The following is a 19211-nucleotide window of genomic DNA, read 5'->3' on the forward strand; positions in this document are numbered from 1 at the left end:
GCGCCTTCGATAGGGGCCCCCGGCGCTGGCGTCGTTCGTCTCCGTGCCTCCCGGCAGGGTTTAGCGCATGCCGCCCGAGGCGATGATCAGCTCGCCCGTGAGCCACTTGGCCTCGTCGGATGCGAGGAACGCCACCACCGGCGCGATGTCGTCCGGCTGGCCCACGCGACCCAGCGGGGTCAGGCCGACCGCCCACTGTTCGAAGTCGCCGCCGGCAAAACCCGCCGTATGCACGCCCTCGGTGATGACCATGCCCGGGTTGACCGCGTTGACCCGGATGCCGCGGGCGCCCAGCTCGCGCGACAGCACGCCGGTGATCGCGTCCACCGCGCCCTTGGTCCCCGAATACACGGCGCTGCCCGGCGGTGTGATCCGCGACACCGTGGACCCGATATTGATGATGCTGGCGCCCTGGCCCAGATGGGGGGATGCCGCCTGGGTGACCAGCAGGGTGCCGAGTACATTGATGTCGAAGATGCGGCGATACAGGGCCTCGGTCGTCTCCTCGATCGGGGCCATCTGGTAGACGCCCGCGTTGTTGACCAGGATATCCAGGCGGCCGAACTGCGCGATGGCCGCGGCCACCATGCCTTCGGCGTCCGCCTGCTTCGACACGTCGCCGCCCACGGCGAACGCCTTGCCGCCCGCGGCTTCGATCGCCGCGACCACGGCATCGGCGCCGGTCTTGCTCGAGGCGTAATTGACCACTACAGAGGCGCCTTCGGCGGCCAGCGCGCGTGCGATGGCCGCACCGATGCCCTTGGACGCGCCGGTGACCAGCGCGACCTTGTCTTTCAGCTTGCTCATGGTTGTATTCCCGTGACCGACCGCCGGTATGGCCGCCGCTGGTCCCTTGCATGGGGATGCCCGGTGCCCGGGTGTCATAGGTCGCCGGTCAAAACATTTGTGCGTGGCGCGCAACAGTAACGGGGTGCGCTGGCCTTGAATCCATGATGCAATGCCGCATTGATGATCGGGACACTGCCGGGAATACGCACCATGACTACTTCGACCACGCTCGAACCCGTCGACTCGTTCGACTACGTGATCTTCGGCGCCACGGGCGACCTGACCATGCGCAAGCTGCTGCCCGCGCTGTATCGGCGCTTTGCCGAAGGCCAGATCCCCGACGATGCGCGGATCGTGGGCACGGCGCGCTCGCCGCTGGACGATGCCTCGTACCGCGAACGCGCGCAGAAGGCCCTGAAGGAATTCATCCGTGAGGACGAATACACGGACGACACGGCGAGTCGTTTCCTCGAGCGCGTGCACTATGTCAGCCTCAACGGTGCCGAAGCGGGAGGCAACTGGGACGGCCTGAAGTCGTTGCTGGAAAAGGATGCCGCCGAGGATCGCGTTCGCGTGTTCTACCTGGCCACGGCGCCCGACCTGTACGGCGACATCGCGCGCAACGTCGACGAGAAGGGCCTGCGCACTGCCCAGTCGCGCATCGTGCTGGAAAAACCCATCGGGACCGACCTGGAAACCGCACGCAAGGTCAACGAAGGCGTCGGCCGTCATTTCCCCGAGAACACGATCTTCCGCATCGATCACTACCTGGGCAAGGAGGCGGTGCAGAACATCATCGCCTTGCGCTTTGCCAACCCGATGCTGGAGCGCATGTGGGATCGCGAGTCCATCGAATACGTGCAGATCACCGCGGCGGAAACGGTGGGCCTCGAGGGGCGCGGCGGTTACTACGACGGCTCCGGCGCATTGCGCGACATGATCCAGAACCACCTGCTGCAGGTGTTGACCGTGGTCGCCATGGAGCGCCCCGCCTCGCTGGAAGCCGATGCGCTGCGTGACGAGAAGGTGCGTGTGCTGACTTCGCTCAAGCCGCTGGATCGCGACCGCCTCGAGGCCAGCGTGGTGCGTGGTCAGTATGTGCAGGGCAAGCACGACGGCAAGCCGGTGCCGGGCTACCGCGAAGAACTCGGTGACGACTCGGCCAGCACGACGGAAACCTTTGTCGCGCTCAAGGCGGAGATCGACAACCCCCGCTGGCAGGGCGTGCCGTTCTACCTGCGCTCGGGCAAGCGCATGCCCGAAAAACTCACCGAGATCGTCATCCAGTTCCGTGCCGCGGAGGCCGGGCTGTTCGGCGACGCCCGCCCGGGCAGCCGGGTGCGCATTCGTATTCAGCCCAACGAGAGCATCCGCCTGCCGCTGTTCGTGAAGCAGCCGGGCGACCGCTTCGCCCTGGAAGAGGTCGATGCCCTGTCGACGTTGAACGACCCGTCGCGCGTGGTTTATCGCGATTCCTACGAAGGCCTGCTGCTGGACGCCGTGAAGGGCAGCCCGGCGCTGTTCGTGCGCAAGGACGAGACCGAGGCCGCGTGGCGCTGGGTGACGCCGATCCTCGAAGCCTGGGACACGGACACGCACGGCCCCGACACCTACGAGGCGGGCACCTGGGGTCCGGATGCGGCACGCGAGCTGCTGCGTCGCGCCGGGCACCGCTGGATCGAGGACATCGCCGGCTGAACGGGCCGGGCACGGGCGGGCAGCGCGTTGCCATTGCATCCACGCAAGCTGCCCGCATTATCGGTGGAACGCCGCCATCCCCCTCGAGGAGTGCCCCATGGCCGACTACCGCAAGACCCCCGAAGCCGTTGCCAGGCTGACGCCGGAGCAGTTCCGCGTCACCCAGGAAAGCGGCACGGAGCGTCCGTTCCAGAACGCGTTCCACGACAGCCACACGCCCGGCATCTATGTCGATATCGTCTCCGGCGAGCCCTTGTTCTCGTCGCTGGACAAGTTCGACAGCGGCTGTGGCTGGCCCAGCTTCACCCGTCCGCTCGAGAACGAGCACGTGGCGGAGAAGCGCGACATCACCCACGGCATGATCCGCACGGAAGTGCGCTCCACCCATGCCGACAGCCATCTGGGCCATGTGTTCCCGGACGGCCCGCGTGACAAGGGCGGCCTGCGCTACTGCATCAACTCAGCCTCGCTTCGCTTCATTCCCGTGGCCGACCTGGACAAGGAAGGGTATGCGGACTATGCGGCCCAGTTCGCCGCTCGTGACGGGGGTGAGGCATGAGCTCGCGCGCGATCCTGGCGGGCGGCTGCTTCTGGGGCATGCAGGACCTGATCCGTAAGCAGCCGGGCGTGATCGCCACCCGCGTGGGTTATTCCGGCGGTGACGTTCCCCACGCCACCTATCGGAACCACGGCTCCCACGCCGAGGCCATCGAGATCGAGTTCGACCCCGCCGTGCTCAGCTACCGCAAGATCCTGGAATTCTTCTTCCAGATCCACGACCCGACCACGCCCAACCGCCAGGGCAACGACCGTGGCCTCAGTTACCGCTCCGCCATCTTCTACCTCGACGGCGAGCAGAAGGCGGTCGCGGAAGACACGATCGCCGATGTCGACGCGTCGGGCCTGTGGCCAGGCAAGGCGGTGACGGAACTGGCGCCGGCCGGCGACTTCTGGGAAGCCGAGCCGGAGCACCAGGATTACCTGGAGAAGTTTCCCAACGGCTACACCTGCCACTTCATCCGGCCGGACTGGGTCCTGCCGAGCCGCGGCGCACGTTGAGCAGGTCGGGCATGCGATCGATGATCGCCAGCGCGCCCGTCTTCATCAGGTCCAGCGATTTACGGTAGCCGTAACTCACCATGACCAGGGCCACGCCCGCGTCGTGCGCGGCCAGTGCGTCGCTTTCCGAATCGCCCACCATGAGCACGTCCGCCACGGCGACCCCCGCCTGGCGGGCGAGGTGGAGCAGGGGTGCGCCACTCGGCTTGCGCTGGGGCAGCGTATTGCCCCCGGCGATGCCGTCGACGAAGGGCAGCATGCCGCGGGCGTCGAGCAGGGGGCGCACGAACTCCTCGTTCTTGTTGGTGCACACGGCGATGGTCACGCCCTGGTCGTACAGTGCCTGCAGCGTGACGACCACGCCGTCATAGGCGTCGCCATCGAGCGCGGTTTCGGCGTAATGCACGAGGAAGCCCGGCATCACGGCATCGATGTCCGCATCGCTGCCGGCGTCGCGGAACGCATAGGTGATCAGCTGGCGCGAGCCCTCGCCGATCCAGTCGACGATGCGCGCATCGTCCACCCGGGGCAGCTTCCAGTCCTCGAGCGTGCGATTGACCGCGGCGGCGATGGCCGTGGCGCTGTCGACCAGGGTACCGTCGAGATCGAAGATGACCAGGGAGAACGGGAACGTCACGGCAGGCTCCGGCAAAAGACGCCCATTCTACGCCTGGAGTGCCTTGCGTCGATGCTGGAGGAAGGCGATGACGTTGTCCACGGACATCGGTACGGCGGCGTGGTAGCCCTGGAGGTAATCGCACCCATGCGCGATCAGCCATTGCGCCTGCGACTCGCGTTCCACGCCTTCGGCGATCACCTGCAGCCCCAGCGTGCGGCCCAGGGTGATGATGGCTTCGCATACGGATGCCGAGCGCAGTTCCGAGTCGATCTCGGCGACGAAGGCGCGGTCGATCTTCAGCGCATCGATAGGCAGGTCACGCAGGTAGGCGAGGCTGGAGAAGCCGGTGCCGAAGTCGTCCAGCGCCACGGGGACGCCAAGCGACCTGAGCGCCTCCATCGCGCGTAGTGCCTGGTCGCCGATGACCGCGCTTTCGGTCAGCTCGACCTGGATGGCGCCGCGAGGCAGGTCGTGCTCGGCGATGGTCTGTCGTATCGCCGCCACGATGTCGTCGCGCTGCAATTGCACGGCCGACACGTTCACCGCCAGCGCGACGTTCGGGAAACCCGCACTCGCCATGCGGGCATAGGCACGGCCCACCTCCCGCAGCACCCGGTGTCCCAGCGGCACGATCAGCCCGGTTTCCTCGCACAGCGGGATGAAGACATCCGGAGCGACGAAGCCTCCATCCGGCAACGGCCAGCGGATGAGTGCTTCCATGCTGACGATATCGCCGTCGCTGCTGCGCACGATGGGCTGGAAATGGACGATGAACGTATCGTCGTCCAGCGCGCTGCGGATCTGCGCCGCCATCTTCAGGCGATTGATGGACGCGGCGGCCATGGCCGCCTCGAACACGTGCCAGGTGCCGGGCGCGCCGCTGCCCATCTGCGCCGCCAGGGCGGCGGCGCCGAGCACTTTCTCCGCGCGGTCGCCATCGCGGGGATGGACCGCCAGGCCCACACGCGGCTCCAGGATATGCAGCATGCCGTGCACGCTGACCGGCGAGGTCACGGCACGCATCAGCGCGGCCAGTGTCTCGCCGCGCCGGTCTTCGTCCATGATCGCCATGACGAAGGTCTCCGCCGGACGATGGGCGACGGCCGTGCCCGGCCCCTTGAGGGCCGCGAAGCGGTCGGCCATGACCCGCAGCACGTCCTGGCCCACGGCCTGCCCGAAGGTGTCGCTGATGAGTTCCAGCCCGCGCAGCTGCACGAAGGCCAGCTCGTAGCCGCCGGCCCGGCGACGCTCCTCGTCGAGGAAATCGAGCAGGGCGTCGGTATTGTGCAGTCCGGTGATCGCGTCGTGCGTGGCCCGGTGCCGCAGCACGCGTTCGTTGCGCAGCCGCTCGGTGACGTCCTCGGCTACCACCAGCCGGGCCACGTGGCCGGGAAAATCGATGTCGGAGCCATGGATCAGCACCTGCAACAGGCTGCCGTCGACACGGCGATGCGTCCACGGGCGGCTGTCGACGGCGTCTCCACCACCGCGTCCCTCCACGGCCGTTCGCAGCGCACGCGCATCGGTGGCGGGCCGGATGTCCAGCAGGGTCATGGCCTGGAATTGTTCCCGCGTATAGCCGTAGGCATCGATGGCTGCCTGGTTGACCACCAGGAAGCGCATGGTGTCGGTGTCGTACACCCAGGACGGCATGGGGTTCTTGTCGAAGATGATGCGGAAGCGCCGCTCGGCCGTTTCGATCTCGCCCACGTAGCGCAGGTGGTCGCGTTCGGCGCGGCCGATCCGGGCCAGGATGTACCACAGCGCGATCCAGTAGAGCAGATACAGCGCGGCGGTCAGCGCCACGACGGGATACCAGTTGCCGAACAGGGCCCCGCTGGCCGCACCGAAGCCCACCCGCAGCGGATAGCGGCCGGGAGCGGCCAGTGAGATGAGACGATCCACACCGTCGACCTGGCTGATACGGCGGCCAGCGCGGGTGTCGTTCGGATCGAACAGGATATCGACCGGCTTGCCGATCAGCTCGGGATGGTTACCAGTGCGGGCGATGATGGTGCCGTGGAGGTCGATGACCGTCGCGACATCCTGCGACCCCGCATGCAGGTTGTCGACGACATCCTGTAGATCCTCCTGGCGCATGCGGGCCAGCAGCCAGCCGCCGTCCACGAACGGCACGGCAAGGGGAATGACCCAGCCGTTCCCGCGCTGCTGTATGGGCCCCATGTGAAGGTCGGTGCCGGCCGCCGGCGGGCCGATCCACTGCCCGATGGCGGGCTCGCCGTCACCGGGCCCCACCGCCTGGCCTTTCGCGTCGAGCAGCACGATGCTCTCTACCTGGTCGTGGCGCGCGATAGCGTCCTTGAGGTTGTCCACCAGCAGCGGCTTCGCCTCGTTGGGCACCGTGAGCCTCAGGTCGTGCGCGCTGGCCGAGATGCCCATCAGCGCGATTTCCAGCTGCCTCAGGCGCGCATCGACCAGGCGCTGCGCGCCATCGGCAAGCGTACGCGCCTGCGCATGCGCCGCCTGGACACGGTGCTGGTAATCCTGGAACAGGACCACCGCGAGGCCGGCGCCGATGATGACGCCCACGGCAAGGCCGATGGTCCGTACCAGCGCCGATGTTTTCCTGTACTCGTTGACCACGGCGATGGAACGCCTATCCCCCGGGAGACAGGACGCTAACAGCCTCGTGGGGTCGCCCGCAATCGTCCGCTGTACCGCTGCATGCCCTGGGTGCATCCTTGGCGGGCGCCGTGACGTAAACAGCGCTGGTGTTTCCTTCCGGACAAGCCCTTGCTACGTTCTCCGATCGTCACTTTCATCGTTTACGAAGCCTTGTGGTTCGCCGTGGTCATCTCTGCGGGCGGCGAACACGGCTGGCTCGCTTCCGGTTTTACCGTGGCCTTCGTGGCCTGGCAGGTCACGATGGCGCGGGAGCGTCGCCTCATGCTCCGGCTCGCCGGCGTGGCTGTCGTGCTGGGTGGTGTCGTGGATGGCGGAGCGACCGCGCTGGGCTTCGTGCACTACGCGGCCAACGTGCCGGCACCGTGGCCCGGTGGACCGCCGTGCTGGATTCTCGGCCTGTGGGCGTCGTTCGCCGTGACCATGCCCGGCCCGATGCGCTGGCTGGCGGGGCGGCCCTGGCCGGCGGCCCTGCTGGGTGCCATCGGCGGGCCGTTGTCCTATGCCGGTGCGGCGCGCGGCTGGCATACCGTGTTGCTCGCCGCGCCGTCGTGGCACGGCTATACGTGGCTGGCGATCACCTGGGCGCTGGCCATGGCGGTGCTGGCCATTGCGCTGGATCGTCTCGGATCAGGCGGGGCAGCGTCCATCGAGGGGTAGGGCCAGGGCCTGGTCCCACGCGGCGTCGGGCACACCGTCGGTGCGATCGGCCGGCAGGAACTCGATGCGGACGTCCGCGGGTTTGCCCCGTTCGTCGCGGATGGTGCCCGGCCCTTCATAGCGACGCAGGCGACGGTCGGCTTCGGTATAGGTCACGTCGATCGTCGGTGCGGCAAAGCCATACCAGGCGTCCAGCTTCAACGCGATGCGCCGCTCCGTGCCCTCCCGCCCGGACGCGACGACCTTGACCGGGAAGAACTTGCCCTTGCCGGTCATGAGGAACGGCGCGGAGGTGCCGCGATCCATGACCTGGTCCCAGCGGGCGCGCAGGAAGGCATCGAATCCCGCATCGATGACGGCATCCGGCGGTACCGTCAGCGACTGCTCGCTGCGCTGTCCCCCGACGCGGCGCACATAGACCACACGTCGCGCACCATCGCCGCGCACGCCTTCCTCGTACCCGTTGCGTGCGTCGGTGAAATCGAAGTCCGGTTGCGTCGGTGTCGTGCCGGCATGCAGTCGTTTGCGAGCGAAGGGCTTGCCATCGGGGCACTGGAACATGATGAGATGCCGCGAGGCATCGCCCAGGTGCACCTCGCGATAGAGCACGGTGTCGCCACCGCGCGCGTAAGCGGTACCGAGGTAACGTTCCATGGCCGCGGCGGGCAGTGCCAGGGCGCAGGCGGCAAGGACGAGCACGGGACGAGCGGACGTAACGGACATGGGGCCTCACAGGGACGGGGCGTCGTGAGGATCATACGGACCGCGACGGCGATGGGATGCGCGTTCCGCGTCAGCGGCGTGTCGCGTACACGCCATCCAGCGCGGGCTCGGCCCTGAAACCGGCCTTGTCCAGCCGTGTTGCCACCTCGCGCGGCACGTCGCGTCCGCTGGTGAGCTTGTTGGGGCTGCCGGTGTAATGGAACAGGCGACCGCCGCGCCGCAGCACGCGCGCCAGTTGTCCGTAGAACACCTGCGAGTAGAGTTCGCCGGCAATGCCGAAGCGCGGCGGGTCGTGCAACAGCGCGTCCACCGAGGCATCGGCCAGGCCGGCGATGGCCACCGACACGTCGGCATGCGACAGCCGCAGGCGCCCGCCGTTGCCGGCGGCATCGGGATCGGGCGACCAGGGATTCAGCGTGCGCAGCCACAGCACGTCGTCGTTCTTCTCGAACGAATCCACCCGCGCCGCGCCATCGTCCAGGCAGCAGGCGGCGAAGTAACCCAGGCCCCCGCAGGTGTCCAGCACCACCTTGCCGCGCGGCTGCACCAGGGCGACCTTGCGCCGTGCGTCGTCGAACGGGGATTCCCTGGCCGTCGGTAACATCTTGATGCCGTCGATCTCGAAGGTGGGCGCGCCCCACGGCGTGGGAACGAGCTTGATCAGCGACCCGGCAAAACGCGAGACCGGCGCGAATGCCTCGCCGTCCCACCAGTAGATGGTGCGGTCCTTCAGTTTGCCGGGGTGCGGGAACCACCCACCGCGCCAGCTCCACGTTGCGCCGTGCAGGCGCACCTCGTCGTTCGAGCGGCCGAGGTCGAGCGAGCCGCGCCAGGCGTCCTCGCCACGGGCCTGTGCCGCATCCCAGGCCTCGACGACGGGGCGTGTCAGCAACGGGCCGGAGTAGTGGGGCACGGACGGTATCCTTCGACGGGCAGTCGGTCATTTTAACCACGGCACGCCGCCCACGCATGGCGCTGCCGGGCTTCCTGTACGCTTTGCGGCTGACCCGAAGCGAAGCGCATTCCTCATGGCACTCAAATCCACCGTCTTCAAGGCCGACCTGCAGGTCAGCGACATGGACCGGCATTACTACCAGGCCCATGCCCTGACACTCGCCCAGCATCCGTCGGAAACCGACGAGCGCATGATGGTGAGGGTGCTGGCCTTCGCCCTCAACGCGGACGAGGCCCTGGTGTTCGGCAAGGGGCTGAGCGCCGACGACGAGCCCGACCTGTGGCGCAAGGAACTCACCGGCGAGGTCGACCTGTGGATCGAACTGGGCCAGCCCGACGAGCAGCGCATCCGTCGCGCGGCCGGGCGCGCCAACCGGGTCATCGTCTATACCTACAGCGGTCGCGGCGCGGAGGTGTGGTGGAAGAAGACGGCCGCGGCCGTGGCACGGACGAAGAACGTGTCGGTGGTCGATGTGGCGCCGGCCACCGTCGAAGCCCTGGCGGCGCTCACCCAGCGCACGATGCAGATCCAGTTCATGATGCAGGACGGCCAGGCGCAGGTGATCAGCGGCGATGCCGTGATTCCCGTCGAGTTGAACGTCCTGGCCTGACCCCGCCGGTTACGGCGTGCACGCGTCCGTGGTGGCCAGCTTGGTCGAGGCGATGCCGCCATAGGGGCTGACCCCGATGCGGGACCCCGGCACGGCCGTGGTGTTCGCGCCCGTGGTGGTGCCGGTGGCACCGGCGCACAGCACGAAGGCCATGGGCTGGCTGGGGTTGGTGCGCGAGGCCAGCGGCACCAGTTGGCCCTGCTGGCCGAAGGTCACCACGGCGGCGTCGCTGGCGACCGCGTCGATTCCGTTGAAGGCAGTCGCCGTGCGCAGCACCTGCATGCCGGCCGACGCGTTAGCCGTATAGACATCGGTCGCTGTCGTGGTCGCTACCGGATGCACGTAGACGAGCCAGCCGGTGTCGTAGCGATTGCTGGACGAGCACGTGGCCCCGTCCGCGCTGGCGCATACCGACACGTAATTGGCGCGCACGACGGCCTCGGTGCGTGCGTACTGCACCGCTGCCTGCAGGCTGTCCGTCGCGGCGCGCAGACGATGCTTCTGCAACATGGTGCGGAACGACGGCACGGCCAGGGCGGCAAGGATCGCCGCGACGACGATCGCCACCACGAGCTCCAGCAGGCTGAAGCCGTGCTGGCGGTGCCGAGCCTGTCGTCGCGTGCGCATGCGTTTCACCAGCATGTGCCGTTGCTGGTCGTGCCGGTGGGCGCCTTGACGCCCGTGCTGGTCAGGGACAGCGCGCCGCAGACATCGCGCGCCTGCGCGCCTTGGGGAACGGGCGTGGCGGTAGCGGTATAGGCCTGGGCATCCAGCGATGCCACTGCCGTCACGGTGACCGATGCCGTGTAATAGCCCGCTTCGGAATTCGCCGTGGTGGATGCCGCATAACCGATCGTCGCCAGGTCCGCGTACGCGTTGTGCAGGGCGTAATAGCGCTCCTGCGCGTTGGCGATGCTCATCAGCAGCTTCTGCCCGTCGCTGCGTCGTGCCCGGTAGCCGTATTTGGTGTACGAGGGCACGGCGATGGCCGCGAGGATCGCCATCACGACCAGCACGATCATCAGTTCCAGCAGGGTGAAGCCGCGGCGATGTCGGAACGTGTGCATATCAGTTACCGCTGTTGAGTACGCGCCACGAGCGGCGACGCGCGGTGGGAATGCTGGTGCCTGCCGTCGCCCCGGACGCGGTGACCTGGCCGGGCAGGTACGAGGTGCCACCACTGAGGCTGGCCGCCGTGTACAAGGCACCGGAACTGGCGGCCCCGCTGACCTGCGCGCCGGCCAGCGTGTAGCCCTGGCCGAAAGTCACCGCGGTGCCGATCGACACGCCGAACGCGGCGCCACCGGTGGTGCCGTCCAGAGCGATGACCGAGCCCGAGCTCGATGTCGTGCAGGGGTCGCTGGCGGTGGGAATCAGTGTGCTGAAGGTCACCGTGTTGTTGCTGGAATCCAGTGCCGGCGTGACCACGACGCGTTCACCGGCCACGCTGGACAGCGGCAGGTACCAGCCCGACTTGCCCGCGGGCACGGCGTTGCCGGTGACCCCGATCGCGCCGCTGGTCTTGTCCAGGGTCATCGACTGCATCACCAGGTTGCCCGCGGCGACGGTGATCGGTGTGCCGACCGTCGTGCCCGGCTCGCGCAGGCCGTAGAAAGCCTGCTGCGTCGTATCGGCGGTGTCGGCGGTGCTCAGGTAGCGCCCGGTACCGAACACCACCAGGAAATTCGACGAGGTGGGATCGGCCAGCAGGCGCGGCGACGTGGTTACCGATTGCGCGTTGGCCACGGCGGGTTTGAACAGCAGGCTGACGCCTTGTGACCCGGCGGTCGCGCCCAGCGTCGCCGCCGAGAGATCGATCCGCCAGATATTGCCGTCGAGGTCACCGGCGAAAGCCACGTCGGCTACCTGGTCACCGTCGTAATCGCCCACGGCGGGGGTGGTGAGTCCGTGGCTGGCGGTGCTGCCGCTGCCCGAGGGCGTGCGGATCTCCTTCAGCAGCGTGCCGGTCTGGGCGTCGAGGACGAACAGGGAGCTATAGGTGTTGCCGGCCGCCGCGGCCGTGCTGCCATCCGGAAAATAGCCGCCCGGCACCAGCACCACCCAACGACCCACCGACTTGTCGGTGTTGGTGAAGGCGACGCGCGTGATCACGGGTGTGCCGAACGTATATCCCAGGTTGGCCGGCGTGCCGACGGTGGAGATGCTGTCGCTGTTGAATTCCCAGAGGATTTTCGACGCCACGGCGCTGGTGGTGCCCAGTGTCGACGCCGAAGGATCGGTAATGTCCACGCCGAACACGCCGCGACCGCCGAAGCGCAGCGAACCGACCAGAAGGGTGTGCCAGCCCGCCGTAGATTTGCTCTGGGTGTCGGCACCGTTGAAGAACACGTCGCCGGTGACCGGGCTGCCGTCGACGGTGGGCGTGAAGGTGAAGTTGCTCAGCCGGCTCTGTGCGGGAAGGTTTGGGTAGACGCTGGCCGGAATGTACGCCCACAGTTCCCGGCCGGGCTGGGCGCCGCTGGTGCCGGCGATACGTGCATCGAAGGCATGCAGCATGCCGTCGTTCGCGCCGACATAGACGGCGGCGGGACGCGTCGCCCATCGGCTGAGGAAAGCCGAATAGCTGGTCGTTCCGTCGGCGGCCAATGCCTTGGCCTCGGGCGAGCCGGCAGGGAAGGTATCGCTATAGCCACTGTCGGGTGCGCCGACGTAGGCCGGCTGCGAGCCGAAGATCGCGCCCAGCAGCGTCGTGCGCGTGCGAAAGGTGCTGCCTTCCAGGGTGCGTACGCCGCTGAGCCAGTCCACGCGCCGCGAGCCCAGGCCGTCCGCCGTCGCCGTCGATCCACTGCCGTCGTAGGAGTCGAGGATGGCCTTCTGTGCCGTCGTCATCGTCGTATAGGCCAGGGCCTGCGCGGTGCCCGTGCCTGGACCCGTGGCGGTGACGATAAGCCGCGGATCGCTGCCGACGATACGCGCGGTCAGCAGGTCGCCCGCCGACCACAGCGTGTCGCCCACGGCGCCGTTCGAGCGGATGGCCCGGGCCAGCAACGAACCGCTCCAGTCGGTGGTGTTGTAGCCGGCGTAGTAGGCGATCGCGTTGGTGGTCAGCACGTTGGTGCTGAGTGCCAGCGTGAGCGAACTCGAACTGCTGGCGATGACCGAGGACAGGATCGTGGTGAGGCTGTTGACCAGCGAGGTGGGATCGGCCGCGCTGAAGTAGCCGCCGCGGCTGTTGATCGCGGCATGCCAGGTATCGTCGATATTGCTCGCGCCACCGTTGGTGTCCGGGGTCGGCCACTGTTTCGTACCCTTGCGCAGCGACACATAGTCGCCGGGGTAGTTGAGGCTCCCGGAAATGCCCATGGTCACCATGTACTGGGACATGTGCTGCCAGTTGGCGGGGTCGTTGGCGGGATTGAAATAGACCTCGGCGTTGCTGCCCGGTGCCGTGGAACTGACCGTCGTGGACGCTCCGGTGATGCCGGTGGTCAGGTCGGCATAGTACGGGGGCACGTTGTTCGACAGGTCCGGGCGCAGGTCGTTCGCCCAGTAGGAAAACGCGATGTCGGCCAGCGAGGGGGCGGTCGTGCCTGCCTGGTTCCAGAACACCGTGGAGGGGGTGCCGCTGGTGGCGTACGTGGTGCCGTCGGGCAGGGTCAGCGACACGTTGTCGCTGGGAGAGGCAGCGGCCGGGCTGTCGCCGTTCCAGTAACCGTCGGTGACCAGCATGTTGAAGTTCTTCCGGCAGGTCAGTTCGCCGGGGGTGCTTGTGCTGCCGTTCCAGTACGGGTCCTGCGCCGCGGGCGAGGTGGCCAGGCTCCGCTTGTAGAACTCGCCTGCCGTCTGCGTCGCGATGCGCGTGGGCGTGCCACCGCTGGCCGGGGCGCCGTACAGCCAGTTCATGAACTGGCTGCGCCAGCAGGTGTCGGTGGTGCTGGTGGCATTGCAGCCGCTGGGAGCGTTGGTCAGCTCCAGGATCTTGCTGGACGAGGCGAGTGGACCATAGGACGCCCCGGTGTAGGCGCCTGAGGCGTTGTAGTTGCCAGCTGGCGACTGCGCCTGAAGAGTCTGCCAGGCCACGCGCACCGAGCCATCGGCCAGGCTGCCGAACACACGTCCCACTGCGGCGCGCGCGTTGAGGTTGCGCGTGCGGTAGTAGCTGTACCAGATGGCGAAGTTCTGCTTTATCGCCGCCGACTCATTGGCAACGAGGTGATAGGTGCAGCTGGATTCGAGGATGGGCGACGTGCAGACGTAATAAAAGCCGCCGGTATCCCCGGTCGTGGTCGCGAGGTTACAGTTGGTCAGACCGAGGAAGCTGGTGCATGTCGCGACAAGGACGCTACCGTCGCTGTTGATCACCGTACGCGTTCCGTTGAGCCCAGAGAATTGACCACACCCTAAGAACGAGCACGTGGTCACACTGACGGTCGGCCCGCGCACGGACACCGGAATGTCCAGCTGCTGGCAGCCGGTACGCCCGCCGGTGGTGTACCAGGTGATGGTCTCGTTGGCGTTGCGCGAGCAGGGCGAATTGCCAGCCAGCGTGTTGGCGAGAAAGCCCGCGTAGAAGGCCTTGCTCAGGTCGACGACCACGGGGGCGAGATACGTGCCGGTATTGGGCGACCAGCAGGTCTTCGTCAGCGTGTTGGCGCAGTAACCGTCGCGCCACGCGGCGGTGTAGCTGGGTGTGCCCAGGGGCACGCCGCTGGCATCCGGCGGAACGACGTAGGTGACGTTTGGATCGAAATAGATCGGGTTGCCCGTGGACGAGTAGTAGTACTTCTTGTCGTAGAAGCCGTCCATCGCATCGGGGATGGAGGTGGCGTTCATCGAGCCGGAGTCGTCGAAGGTGACCACGATGTTGGGCGCGACCTTCGAAGTGACCCCCGGCGGCGTGCGGCTGACGGTCACGGTGGTCGCGGCGACCACGCCCGCCAGCAGGCTGCATGCCGCGAGCAGGCAGAGCGCGACGAGGCGCAGGCGGCGTGCAATGTGCGGGCTTGCCGTCATGGGTATCGTCAACTCAGTGTGCACGCGAGGAGGTTGGGGGTGACGAACGTGGTCTCGACCACGCGCAGGGTGTTGGGACTGCCACCGGTCGCCCGCGCCGTGATCCGGTAGAGATAGAACTTGGCGGTGGCCGACGCGGACGATCCGGCTTCCTTCGCCGTGCTGGTGCCGGTGTTCGGTGCCAGGTCCTGGCCCAGCAGCTCGACGATGTACCAGGGGTTGCGCGCCAGCACGGCGGTGGACAGCGCGGGATCGGTGCTCTTGGTCGTGTAGTCCACGGCCACGCCGGCACCCTTGTATTCGGTTGCGCCATCCACCAGCCACACCGACGACTGCCGGAACGCCGATACCTTGCCGCTGATCGTCGACGGGTTGCTGGAGTTGTAGCAGGCCACGCCGACGCCGTTGAAGATGCTCCACTCCACGCCGCGCAGGGCGTTCTCGGCCGACCACTCGGCCTGCTGCGCGTTGCGCATCGCCCCGGCCATGCGCTCCTGCAGCAGCGATCGGCCCGACGTGCTGATGGCCACGATGGTGAGCACCAGCAGGAACACCATGGCCAGCACCAGTACCGCGCCGCGCTGCCGCCTCATGGGTTGTAGTTCCGTACGGAAACCACGGTGGAGAATTCGCGGCGCAGCACATGATCGTCGAAGCCCTGCTGGCTGGGCATGACCGCACGGCCGGCGTTGCCCGGGGCGGCGGCCCCTGCCACGGCGGGGTCGCCGTAGTACTGGTACTGCAGATCGGTCGGCTTCAGGGAATACAGCGGGATCTGCCCGGTCATGAGCAGGTGGATCTCGATGCTCTGCACCGATCGCCACATGCAGCCCGGATCGCCGCCGGCAATGCTCACCGTGGACGAGGCGCAGGTGGTGGCCCCGTCGATCTGCGCCGCGGTGCGGTAGCTGGTGTTGCCCGCGGCATCCAGCACGCCGTAGAGGAAGTCGAGCCGTTCCACGCCCCTGACCACTTCGGCGGCCGCCCCGTTCACCCGCTTCATCAGCGCGCCGGTGGTGTTGCCGTTGTTGTCGCTCACCACCTGCAGGTAATAGGACACCGTACGCATGTCGCGGTTGAAGTCGAACAACTTCGGCGAGACGCCGGAGGGTCGCATCACGCTGGCAAGGTTGGTCGCCGGCGTGAAGGTCTTGCCGGACAGCGAGGCCGAGAACACCTGGGCCGCGTTGCAGTCGGCCAGCATCATCAGGTCGCCGGCCACATACGAGGTCAACGGCGGCTCGCCGGTCTGCGGCGTCACGGCGATGCTGGCCACCGTGTTGCCGCTCAGGTTCACGGTGCTGTTGATGCCGTCCAGCGACCAGCCGCGACTGCCGTCGAGGTAGCGCAGCGTGATGGCCGCGCTGCCCGGCACGCGATTGCCGATCGTCTTGCCCTGCGCGGGAAGTCCGGCCACGCTCGGGTCGTCAGGCGTGCACGCACTCACGGTGCAGTCGTAGCCGCGCAGCGCCAGGAAGGCGGGCAGGGTGAATGGGGCAACCGGTGCCACGGGATAGGTGTTGCTGCCACTGGTGCTGCCCCACTTCGTGCCGTTGTCGGTCAGGGCGGCCTGCAGCGTGGCGCCGGAAACCAGCACCTGCGGTGCGCGCAGGTAGCGATCCAGCGACATCACGCCGTTGGACAGCGGCGAGGACTGTCCGCCGACGTTGGAACAGTACTGGGCGTTGGCCATGCGCAGGTCCGCGGTGAGCGACGCCACGGCGAACCGCCCCTCTTCCTGCAACTTGGCCAGCTGTGTCTGCACGACGCTGCTGGCGGAGGTGGCCAGCACCACGCTGACGATGCCGCCGGCCACGATGAGGCCCAGCGCCATCGCGATCATCAGTTCGACCAGTGAAAACCCTCGCGACACGCGCATCATGGCTGGAAGTTCCAGACGAACGTACGGGTGTCGACCCCTTGGTGGTCGCTGTCGCCGGCGCCGCGCTCGGTCCAGCTGATACGCATGACGCAGTTGCCCGCGTACGGTGGTCTTACCGCCAACTGGGCGGTGTCGGGTGTCGCGCCGTTGGTGCACGCGATGGACGCCGTGCCGTTGGGCAGGAACGCCCGCAACTGGCTGCTCCACAGGTACTGGTCACGCAGCGCCAGCTTGGCGGGCGTGCAGGCGGCAGCGGCCGTGCAGGCCTGGGTGCCGTCGATCGGATAGGAGGACGAGTTATAACCGCCGGCCCAGACACCCAGCGGATTGGCGCGCATGCGGTCGGCCATGCTCGTCGCGATGAACCCCGCCTGGGTGCGCTGGTACCCGACCTGGTTGGAGCGAAACGATACGATGAGCAGGCTGGACAAGCCGACGAGGCCGACCGTAAACACCAGTACCGCCATCAAGACTTCGATCAGAGAGACCCCTCTGACATGTCTCGCCAGAACCATAGACAACCTTGAAAAGCGTAAATGCCTTTCAGGTATAGGCCCTGTATACGGGGCTTTTTACGTAATTTCGGTAAGGCGTATGCGTTAACGGCAGTGATGCACTTTCAGTGAGCTATTACTCAAGACCGATCCAGCGATGCCGTTCCGCCATGTTCAGTGCCAGCGCGGGGCTGCGGCGTGCGACGCGCTCGCGCGTCTCGCGTTCGCGGCGAAGCGTGGGCCATGCATCGAGGTACGCCTGCAAGGCGGCGGGATCGCAATCGTATTTCGCCAGGGCTTCCGGCGTAGCCGAGCGCAGCGCCACGGCACCGTTGTAGCCGCCGAAACCCTGTGTCGCGCAGATGGCGCCGCCGTCGGCATTGCCCTCCGAGGGATGGGCCTGAAGCTGGAAATGCGCGGCGACGTCGGCCAGGTCCGGATCCAGGCGACGCAGGGTGGGCACGCCCGGCGCCTTGCGACCGAGCACGAACTGCAGCGCTTGCGAGAGTGCCTTCAGGCCCGTCTCGCCCATGGTGTGGCCGTCACCGACCGCCTTGGGCGTACCGACCACGAGGCGCGGCAGGTCGCCTTGCATGTCCTGCCGCTGTGCGGCGCCGCGCAGTCCGGCCAGGGCGGTCGCCAGGTCGGTCTTCGAATTGGTGCGCGTGCCCGTGGCGTGTGCAGCGAGGTACTGGAAGTCGTGCACGCCGTAACCGTGTCCGACGAACGCCATGTCCAGGGCCTGCACCAGCGCGTTCTCGCCGCCGAAGCCCACGCCCGCGAAGTGCGCCTTGCCGCCGGCTTCGGCGCTCTGGCCCCAGCCGACGATGATCGAGGTGATATCCAGCTGCTGGTCCAGTGCGAAGGCCAGCGTGGTGACCAGCAAACCGGAGCCCCCATGGCCGACCACCGTGCCGTCGGCGTCCACATCGAACGGGGCGAGCGCGTCGTGGACGCTGCGCACGTTGCCGTCGTCGTGGGCGGCGTTCTTGGCGGCCAGCTTTTCGCCGGTCATCAGCGCGCCGCCCCCGAACGCTTCGAGGATACCGAACCGGGGTTGCAGGGCCGCATCGGCCGCGGTGAGAAGCACCATCTTCGGTTTCTGGAAGCCGGGATAGTCGAACAGCAGCTGCGGGGCGATGTCCGCCAGCGCGACCAGGCTGGACGCGCAGGCGCCCACGGCGGTCATCGGTGCCTGCGGCACGCGCATGAAACCGACCTCGTCCGAACGCAGCGACTCGCGCAGTTCGGGATTCTTCAGCACGCGGCTGATGCTGTAGGCCGGGGCGAGCATGGTAGAGACGAGGGCGGGGCCGTGCGAGCCGAGTGAATGGGCCAGCCGCACGGCGAAGGTGTCCTTGGGGAACCCTTCCTCCGGCAACGGCGCGTCCGGACGCAGCCATTGGCCAAGCGCCTCGTTACCACCGAAGGCCGTGGCCGAGGCGACGCGGAAACCGAAGGGTTCGGGGATCAGTTCCGACAGCGGACGCGGAAGGCCCGCCAGGGCGCCCAGAGCGCCATAGGCGAACAGCTGCGCCTGCAGCGAGGGGCTGAGCAGTGGATCGTCCTGGAACAGGCCGTGCATGTCCTTCAGCTTGGACGCGCGGATATCTTCGTAGCGCAGGCCGGCCAGGCGACGCAGCCCGACGGTTTCCAGGTCGTGCGGCAGCGGTGCGGCGATGTCGGTGACGACACGGGGTGCCAGCTCACGCACGTGCGGCACATGGCGGATGCCGCTGTTGGCGCGCAGCGTGTCGCCATGCAGCCGTTGCAGTTCGTCCAGGGTCACGGGATGCCCGGCTTGTTCGCCATGGGCCCAGCACATGCCGTCGGCGGCATGGGCCGCGTCCGGATCGAGCACCACCAGACCCGCGTCGAAAGCGGCCAGCGGCAGGAATTCATCGGAGTGGGCCACGAGGGCCTGGTAGGTTTCGGTGGAGCCGACGGCCGACAGGGTGCAGGCGGTGCCGATGGTCACGAGGACCTGATTGCTTTTCAGTCTGGACATGCTCGGGCGGGTACCGATACGGGCTAGACCGACATTATAGGTCCCCTGGCCGGTGACGTGGCCGGCGCGCCACGGAGGACGGGCCGGCCACGCCGTC

The 19211-nt window shown here is 67.5% G+C and carries 17 protein-coding genes; 5 read left to right on the top strand and 12 right to left on the bottom strand.

From position 1 onward, the window contains the following. Positions 1–60 precede the first annotated feature (60 nt). A complete protein-coding gene (locus AB8808_RS10515) occupies positions 61–807 on the bottom strand; it encodes a glucose 1-dehydrogenase (RefSeq protein ID WP_369929147.1) in 747 nt (248 codons plus the stop codon). Between the two features lie 192 nt (positions 808–999). Between AB8808_RS10515 and zwf the strand changes: the two genes are divergently transcribed. From zwf to msrA, 3 genes are all read left to right on the top strand, one after another. After that, entirely contained in the window at positions 1000–2487 is a 1488-nt protein-coding gene (gene zwf, locus AB8808_RS10520) for a glucose-6-phosphate dehydrogenase (RefSeq protein WP_369929149.1), read from the top strand. Between the two features lie 97 nt (positions 2488–2584). Further along, positions 2585–3046 (top strand): peptide-methionine (R)-S-oxide reductase MsrB, encoded by a 462-nt coding sequence (gene msrB, locus AB8808_RS10525; protein WP_369929151.1) that lies wholly within the window; start codon positions 2585–2587, stop codon positions 3044–3046. Beyond that, positions 3043–3546 (top strand): peptide-methionine (S)-S-oxide reductase MsrA, encoded by a 504-nt coding sequence (msrA, locus tag AB8808_RS10530; protein ID WP_369929153.1) that lies wholly within the window; start codon positions 3043–3045, stop codon positions 3544–3546. Before msrB ends, msrA begins: the two co-directional genes overlap by 4 nt. On the opposite strand, the gene AB8808_RS10535 is transcribed toward msrA, so the two are convergent. Next, positions 3503–4183, bottom strand: a complete 681-nt coding sequence (locus AB8808_RS10535) for an HAD hydrolase-like protein (RefSeq protein ID WP_369929155.1) — start codon at positions 4181–4183, stop codon at positions 3503–3505. The genes msrA and AB8808_RS10535 overlap by 44 nt on opposite strands. Positions 4184–4210: 27 nt before the next feature. Beyond that, positions 4211–6769: a bifunctional diguanylate cyclase/phosphodiesterase gene (locus AB8808_RS10540; RefSeq protein WP_369929157.1), complete on the bottom strand. Its 2559-nt coding sequence runs from the start codon at positions 6767–6769 to the stop codon at positions 4211–4213. Between the two features lie 150 nt (positions 6770–6919). Here AB8808_RS10540 and AB8808_RS10545 point away from each other — a divergent pair, with 150 nt between their 5' ends. Further along, a complete protein-coding gene (locus tag AB8808_RS10545) occupies positions 6920–7468 on the top strand; it encodes a DUF2878 domain-containing protein (RefSeq protein WP_369929159.1) in 549 nt (182 codons plus the stop codon). Here AB8808_RS10545 and AB8808_RS10550 read toward each other — a convergent pair. Together AB8808_RS10550 and AB8808_RS10555 are read right to left on the bottom strand one after the other, a co-directional pair. Then, the gene (locus AB8808_RS10550; RefSeq protein ID WP_369929161.1) at positions 7439–8191 is read right to left on the bottom strand and encodes a hypothetical protein; all 753 of its coding nucleotides are present in this window, start codon (positions 8189–8191) and stop codon (positions 7439–7441) included. The two genes, AB8808_RS10545 and AB8808_RS10550, sit on opposite strands and share 30 nt — an antisense overlap. A 70-nt stretch (positions 8192–8261) precedes the next feature. After that, positions 8262–9104 (bottom strand): class I SAM-dependent methyltransferase, encoded by an 843-nt coding sequence (locus AB8808_RS10555; RefSeq protein WP_369929163.1) that lies wholly within the window; start codon positions 9102–9104, stop codon positions 8262–8264. Between the two features lie 115 nt (positions 9105–9219). On the opposite strand from AB8808_RS10555, the gene AB8808_RS10560 reads away from it, so the two are divergent. After that, on the top strand, positions 9220–9756 hold the full coding sequence (locus AB8808_RS10560; protein WP_369929165.1) for a YaeQ family protein: 537 nt from the start codon (positions 9220–9222) through the stop codon (positions 9754–9756). 9 nt (positions 9757–9765) lie between these two features. Here the strand turns inward: AB8808_RS10560 and AB8808_RS10565 are convergent, their stop codons facing one another. The 7 genes from AB8808_RS10565 to AB8808_RS10595 all read right to left on the bottom strand — a co-directional run bounded on the left by AB8808_RS10565 (position 9766) and on the right by AB8808_RS10595 (position 19114). Further along, positions 9766–10398, bottom strand: a complete 633-nt coding sequence (locus tag AB8808_RS10565; protein WP_369929166.1) for a GspH/FimT family pseudopilin — start codon at positions 10396–10398, stop codon at positions 9766–9768. Beyond that, positions 10389–10823, bottom strand: a complete 435-nt coding sequence (locus AB8808_RS10570) for a type IV pilin protein (protein WP_285404754.1) — start codon at positions 10821–10823, stop codon at positions 10389–10391. Before AB8808_RS10570 ends, AB8808_RS10565 begins: the two co-directional genes overlap by 10 nt. A 1-nt stretch (position 10824) precedes the next feature. Continuing rightward, positions 10825–14730: a pilus assembly protein gene (locus AB8808_RS10575; protein ID WP_369929168.1), complete on the bottom strand. Its 3906-nt coding sequence runs from the start codon at positions 14728–14730 to the stop codon at positions 10825–10827. A gap of 8 nt (positions 14731–14738) precedes the next feature. Beyond that, positions 14739–15323, bottom strand: a complete 585-nt coding sequence (locus AB8808_RS10580) for a pilus assembly PilX family protein (RefSeq protein WP_369929169.1) — start codon at positions 15321–15323, stop codon at positions 14739–14741. Beyond that, positions 15320–16612, bottom strand: coding sequence for a PilW family protein (locus AB8808_RS10585; protein ID WP_369929171.1), 1293 nt, complete (start codon positions 16610–16612; stop codon positions 15320–15322). Before AB8808_RS10585 ends, AB8808_RS10580 begins: the two co-directional genes overlap by 4 nt. Further along, the gene (gene pilV / locus AB8808_RS10590) at positions 16609–17079 is read right to left on the bottom strand and encodes a type IV pilus modification protein PilV (protein ID WP_506193265.1); all 471 of its coding nucleotides are present in this window, start codon (positions 17077–17079) and stop codon (positions 16609–16611) included. The genes AB8808_RS10585 and pilV overlap by 4 nt, the downstream gene beginning before the upstream one ends. A gap of 163 nt (positions 17080–17242) precedes the next feature. Next, complete coding sequence (locus AB8808_RS10595) at positions 17243–19114, bottom strand: beta-ketoacyl-[acyl-carrier-protein] synthase family protein (RefSeq protein ID WP_369929173.1); 1872 nt, start codon at positions 19112–19114, stop codon at positions 17243–17245. Positions 19115–19211: the final 97 nt, after the last annotated feature.

Source organism: Xanthomonas sp. NCPPB 2632, from assembly GCF_041228075.2.
Lineage (GTDB): Bacteria > Pseudomonadota > Gammaproteobacteria > Xanthomonadales > Rhodanobacteraceae > Luteibacter.

Excerpts from the sequence above, each read along its gene's own strand:
- AB8808_RS10515 (WP_369929147.1), bottom strand. The coding sequence starts at position 807 with ATGAGCAAGCTGAAAGACAAGGTCGCGCTGGTCACCGGCGCGTCCAAG.
- zwf (WP_369929149.1), top strand. The coding sequence starts at position 1,000 with ATGACTACTTCGACCACGCTCGAACCCGTCGACTCGTTCGACTACGTG.
- msrB (WP_369929151.1), top strand. The coding sequence starts at position 2,585 with ATGGCCGACTACCGCAAGACCCCCGAAGCCGTTGCCAGGCTGACGCCG.
- msrA (WP_369929153.1), top strand. The coding sequence starts at position 3,043 with ATGAGCTCGCGCGCGATCCTGGCGGGCGGCTGCTTCTGGGGCATGCAG.
- AB8808_RS10550 (WP_369929161.1), bottom strand. The coding sequence starts at position 8,191 with ATGTCCGTTACGTCCGCTCGTCCCGTGCTCGTCCTTGCCGCCTGCGCC.
- AB8808_RS10560 (WP_369929165.1), top strand. The coding sequence starts at position 9,220 with ATGGCACTCAAATCCACCGTCTTCAAGGCCGACCTGCAGGTCAGCGAC.
- AB8808_RS10565 (WP_369929166.1), bottom strand. The coding sequence starts at position 10,398 with ATGCTGGTGAAACGCATGCGCACGCGACGACAGGCTCGGCACCGCCAG.
- AB8808_RS10570 (WP_285404754.1), bottom strand. The coding sequence starts at position 10,823 with ATGCACACGTTCCGACATCGCCGCGGCTTCACCCTGCTGGAACTGATG.
- AB8808_RS10575 (WP_369929168.1), bottom strand. The coding sequence starts at position 14,730 with ATGACGGCAAGCCCGCACATTGCACGCCGCCTGCGCCTCGTCGCGCTC.
- AB8808_RS10580 (WP_369929169.1), bottom strand. The coding sequence starts at position 15,323 with ATGAGGCGGCAGCGCGGCGCGGTACTGGTGCTGGCCATGGTGTTCCTG.
- AB8808_RS10585 (WP_369929171.1), bottom strand. The coding sequence starts at position 16,612 with ATGATGCGCGTGTCGCGAGGGTTTTCACTGGTCGAACTGATGATCGCG.
- pilV (WP_506193265.1), bottom strand. The coding sequence starts at position 17,079 with ATGGCGGTACTGGTGTTTACGGTCGGCCTCGTCGGCTTGTCCAGCCTG.
- AB8808_RS10595 (WP_369929173.1), bottom strand. The coding sequence starts at position 19,114 with ATGTCCAGACTGAAAAGCAATCAGGTCCTCGTGACCATCGGCACCGCC.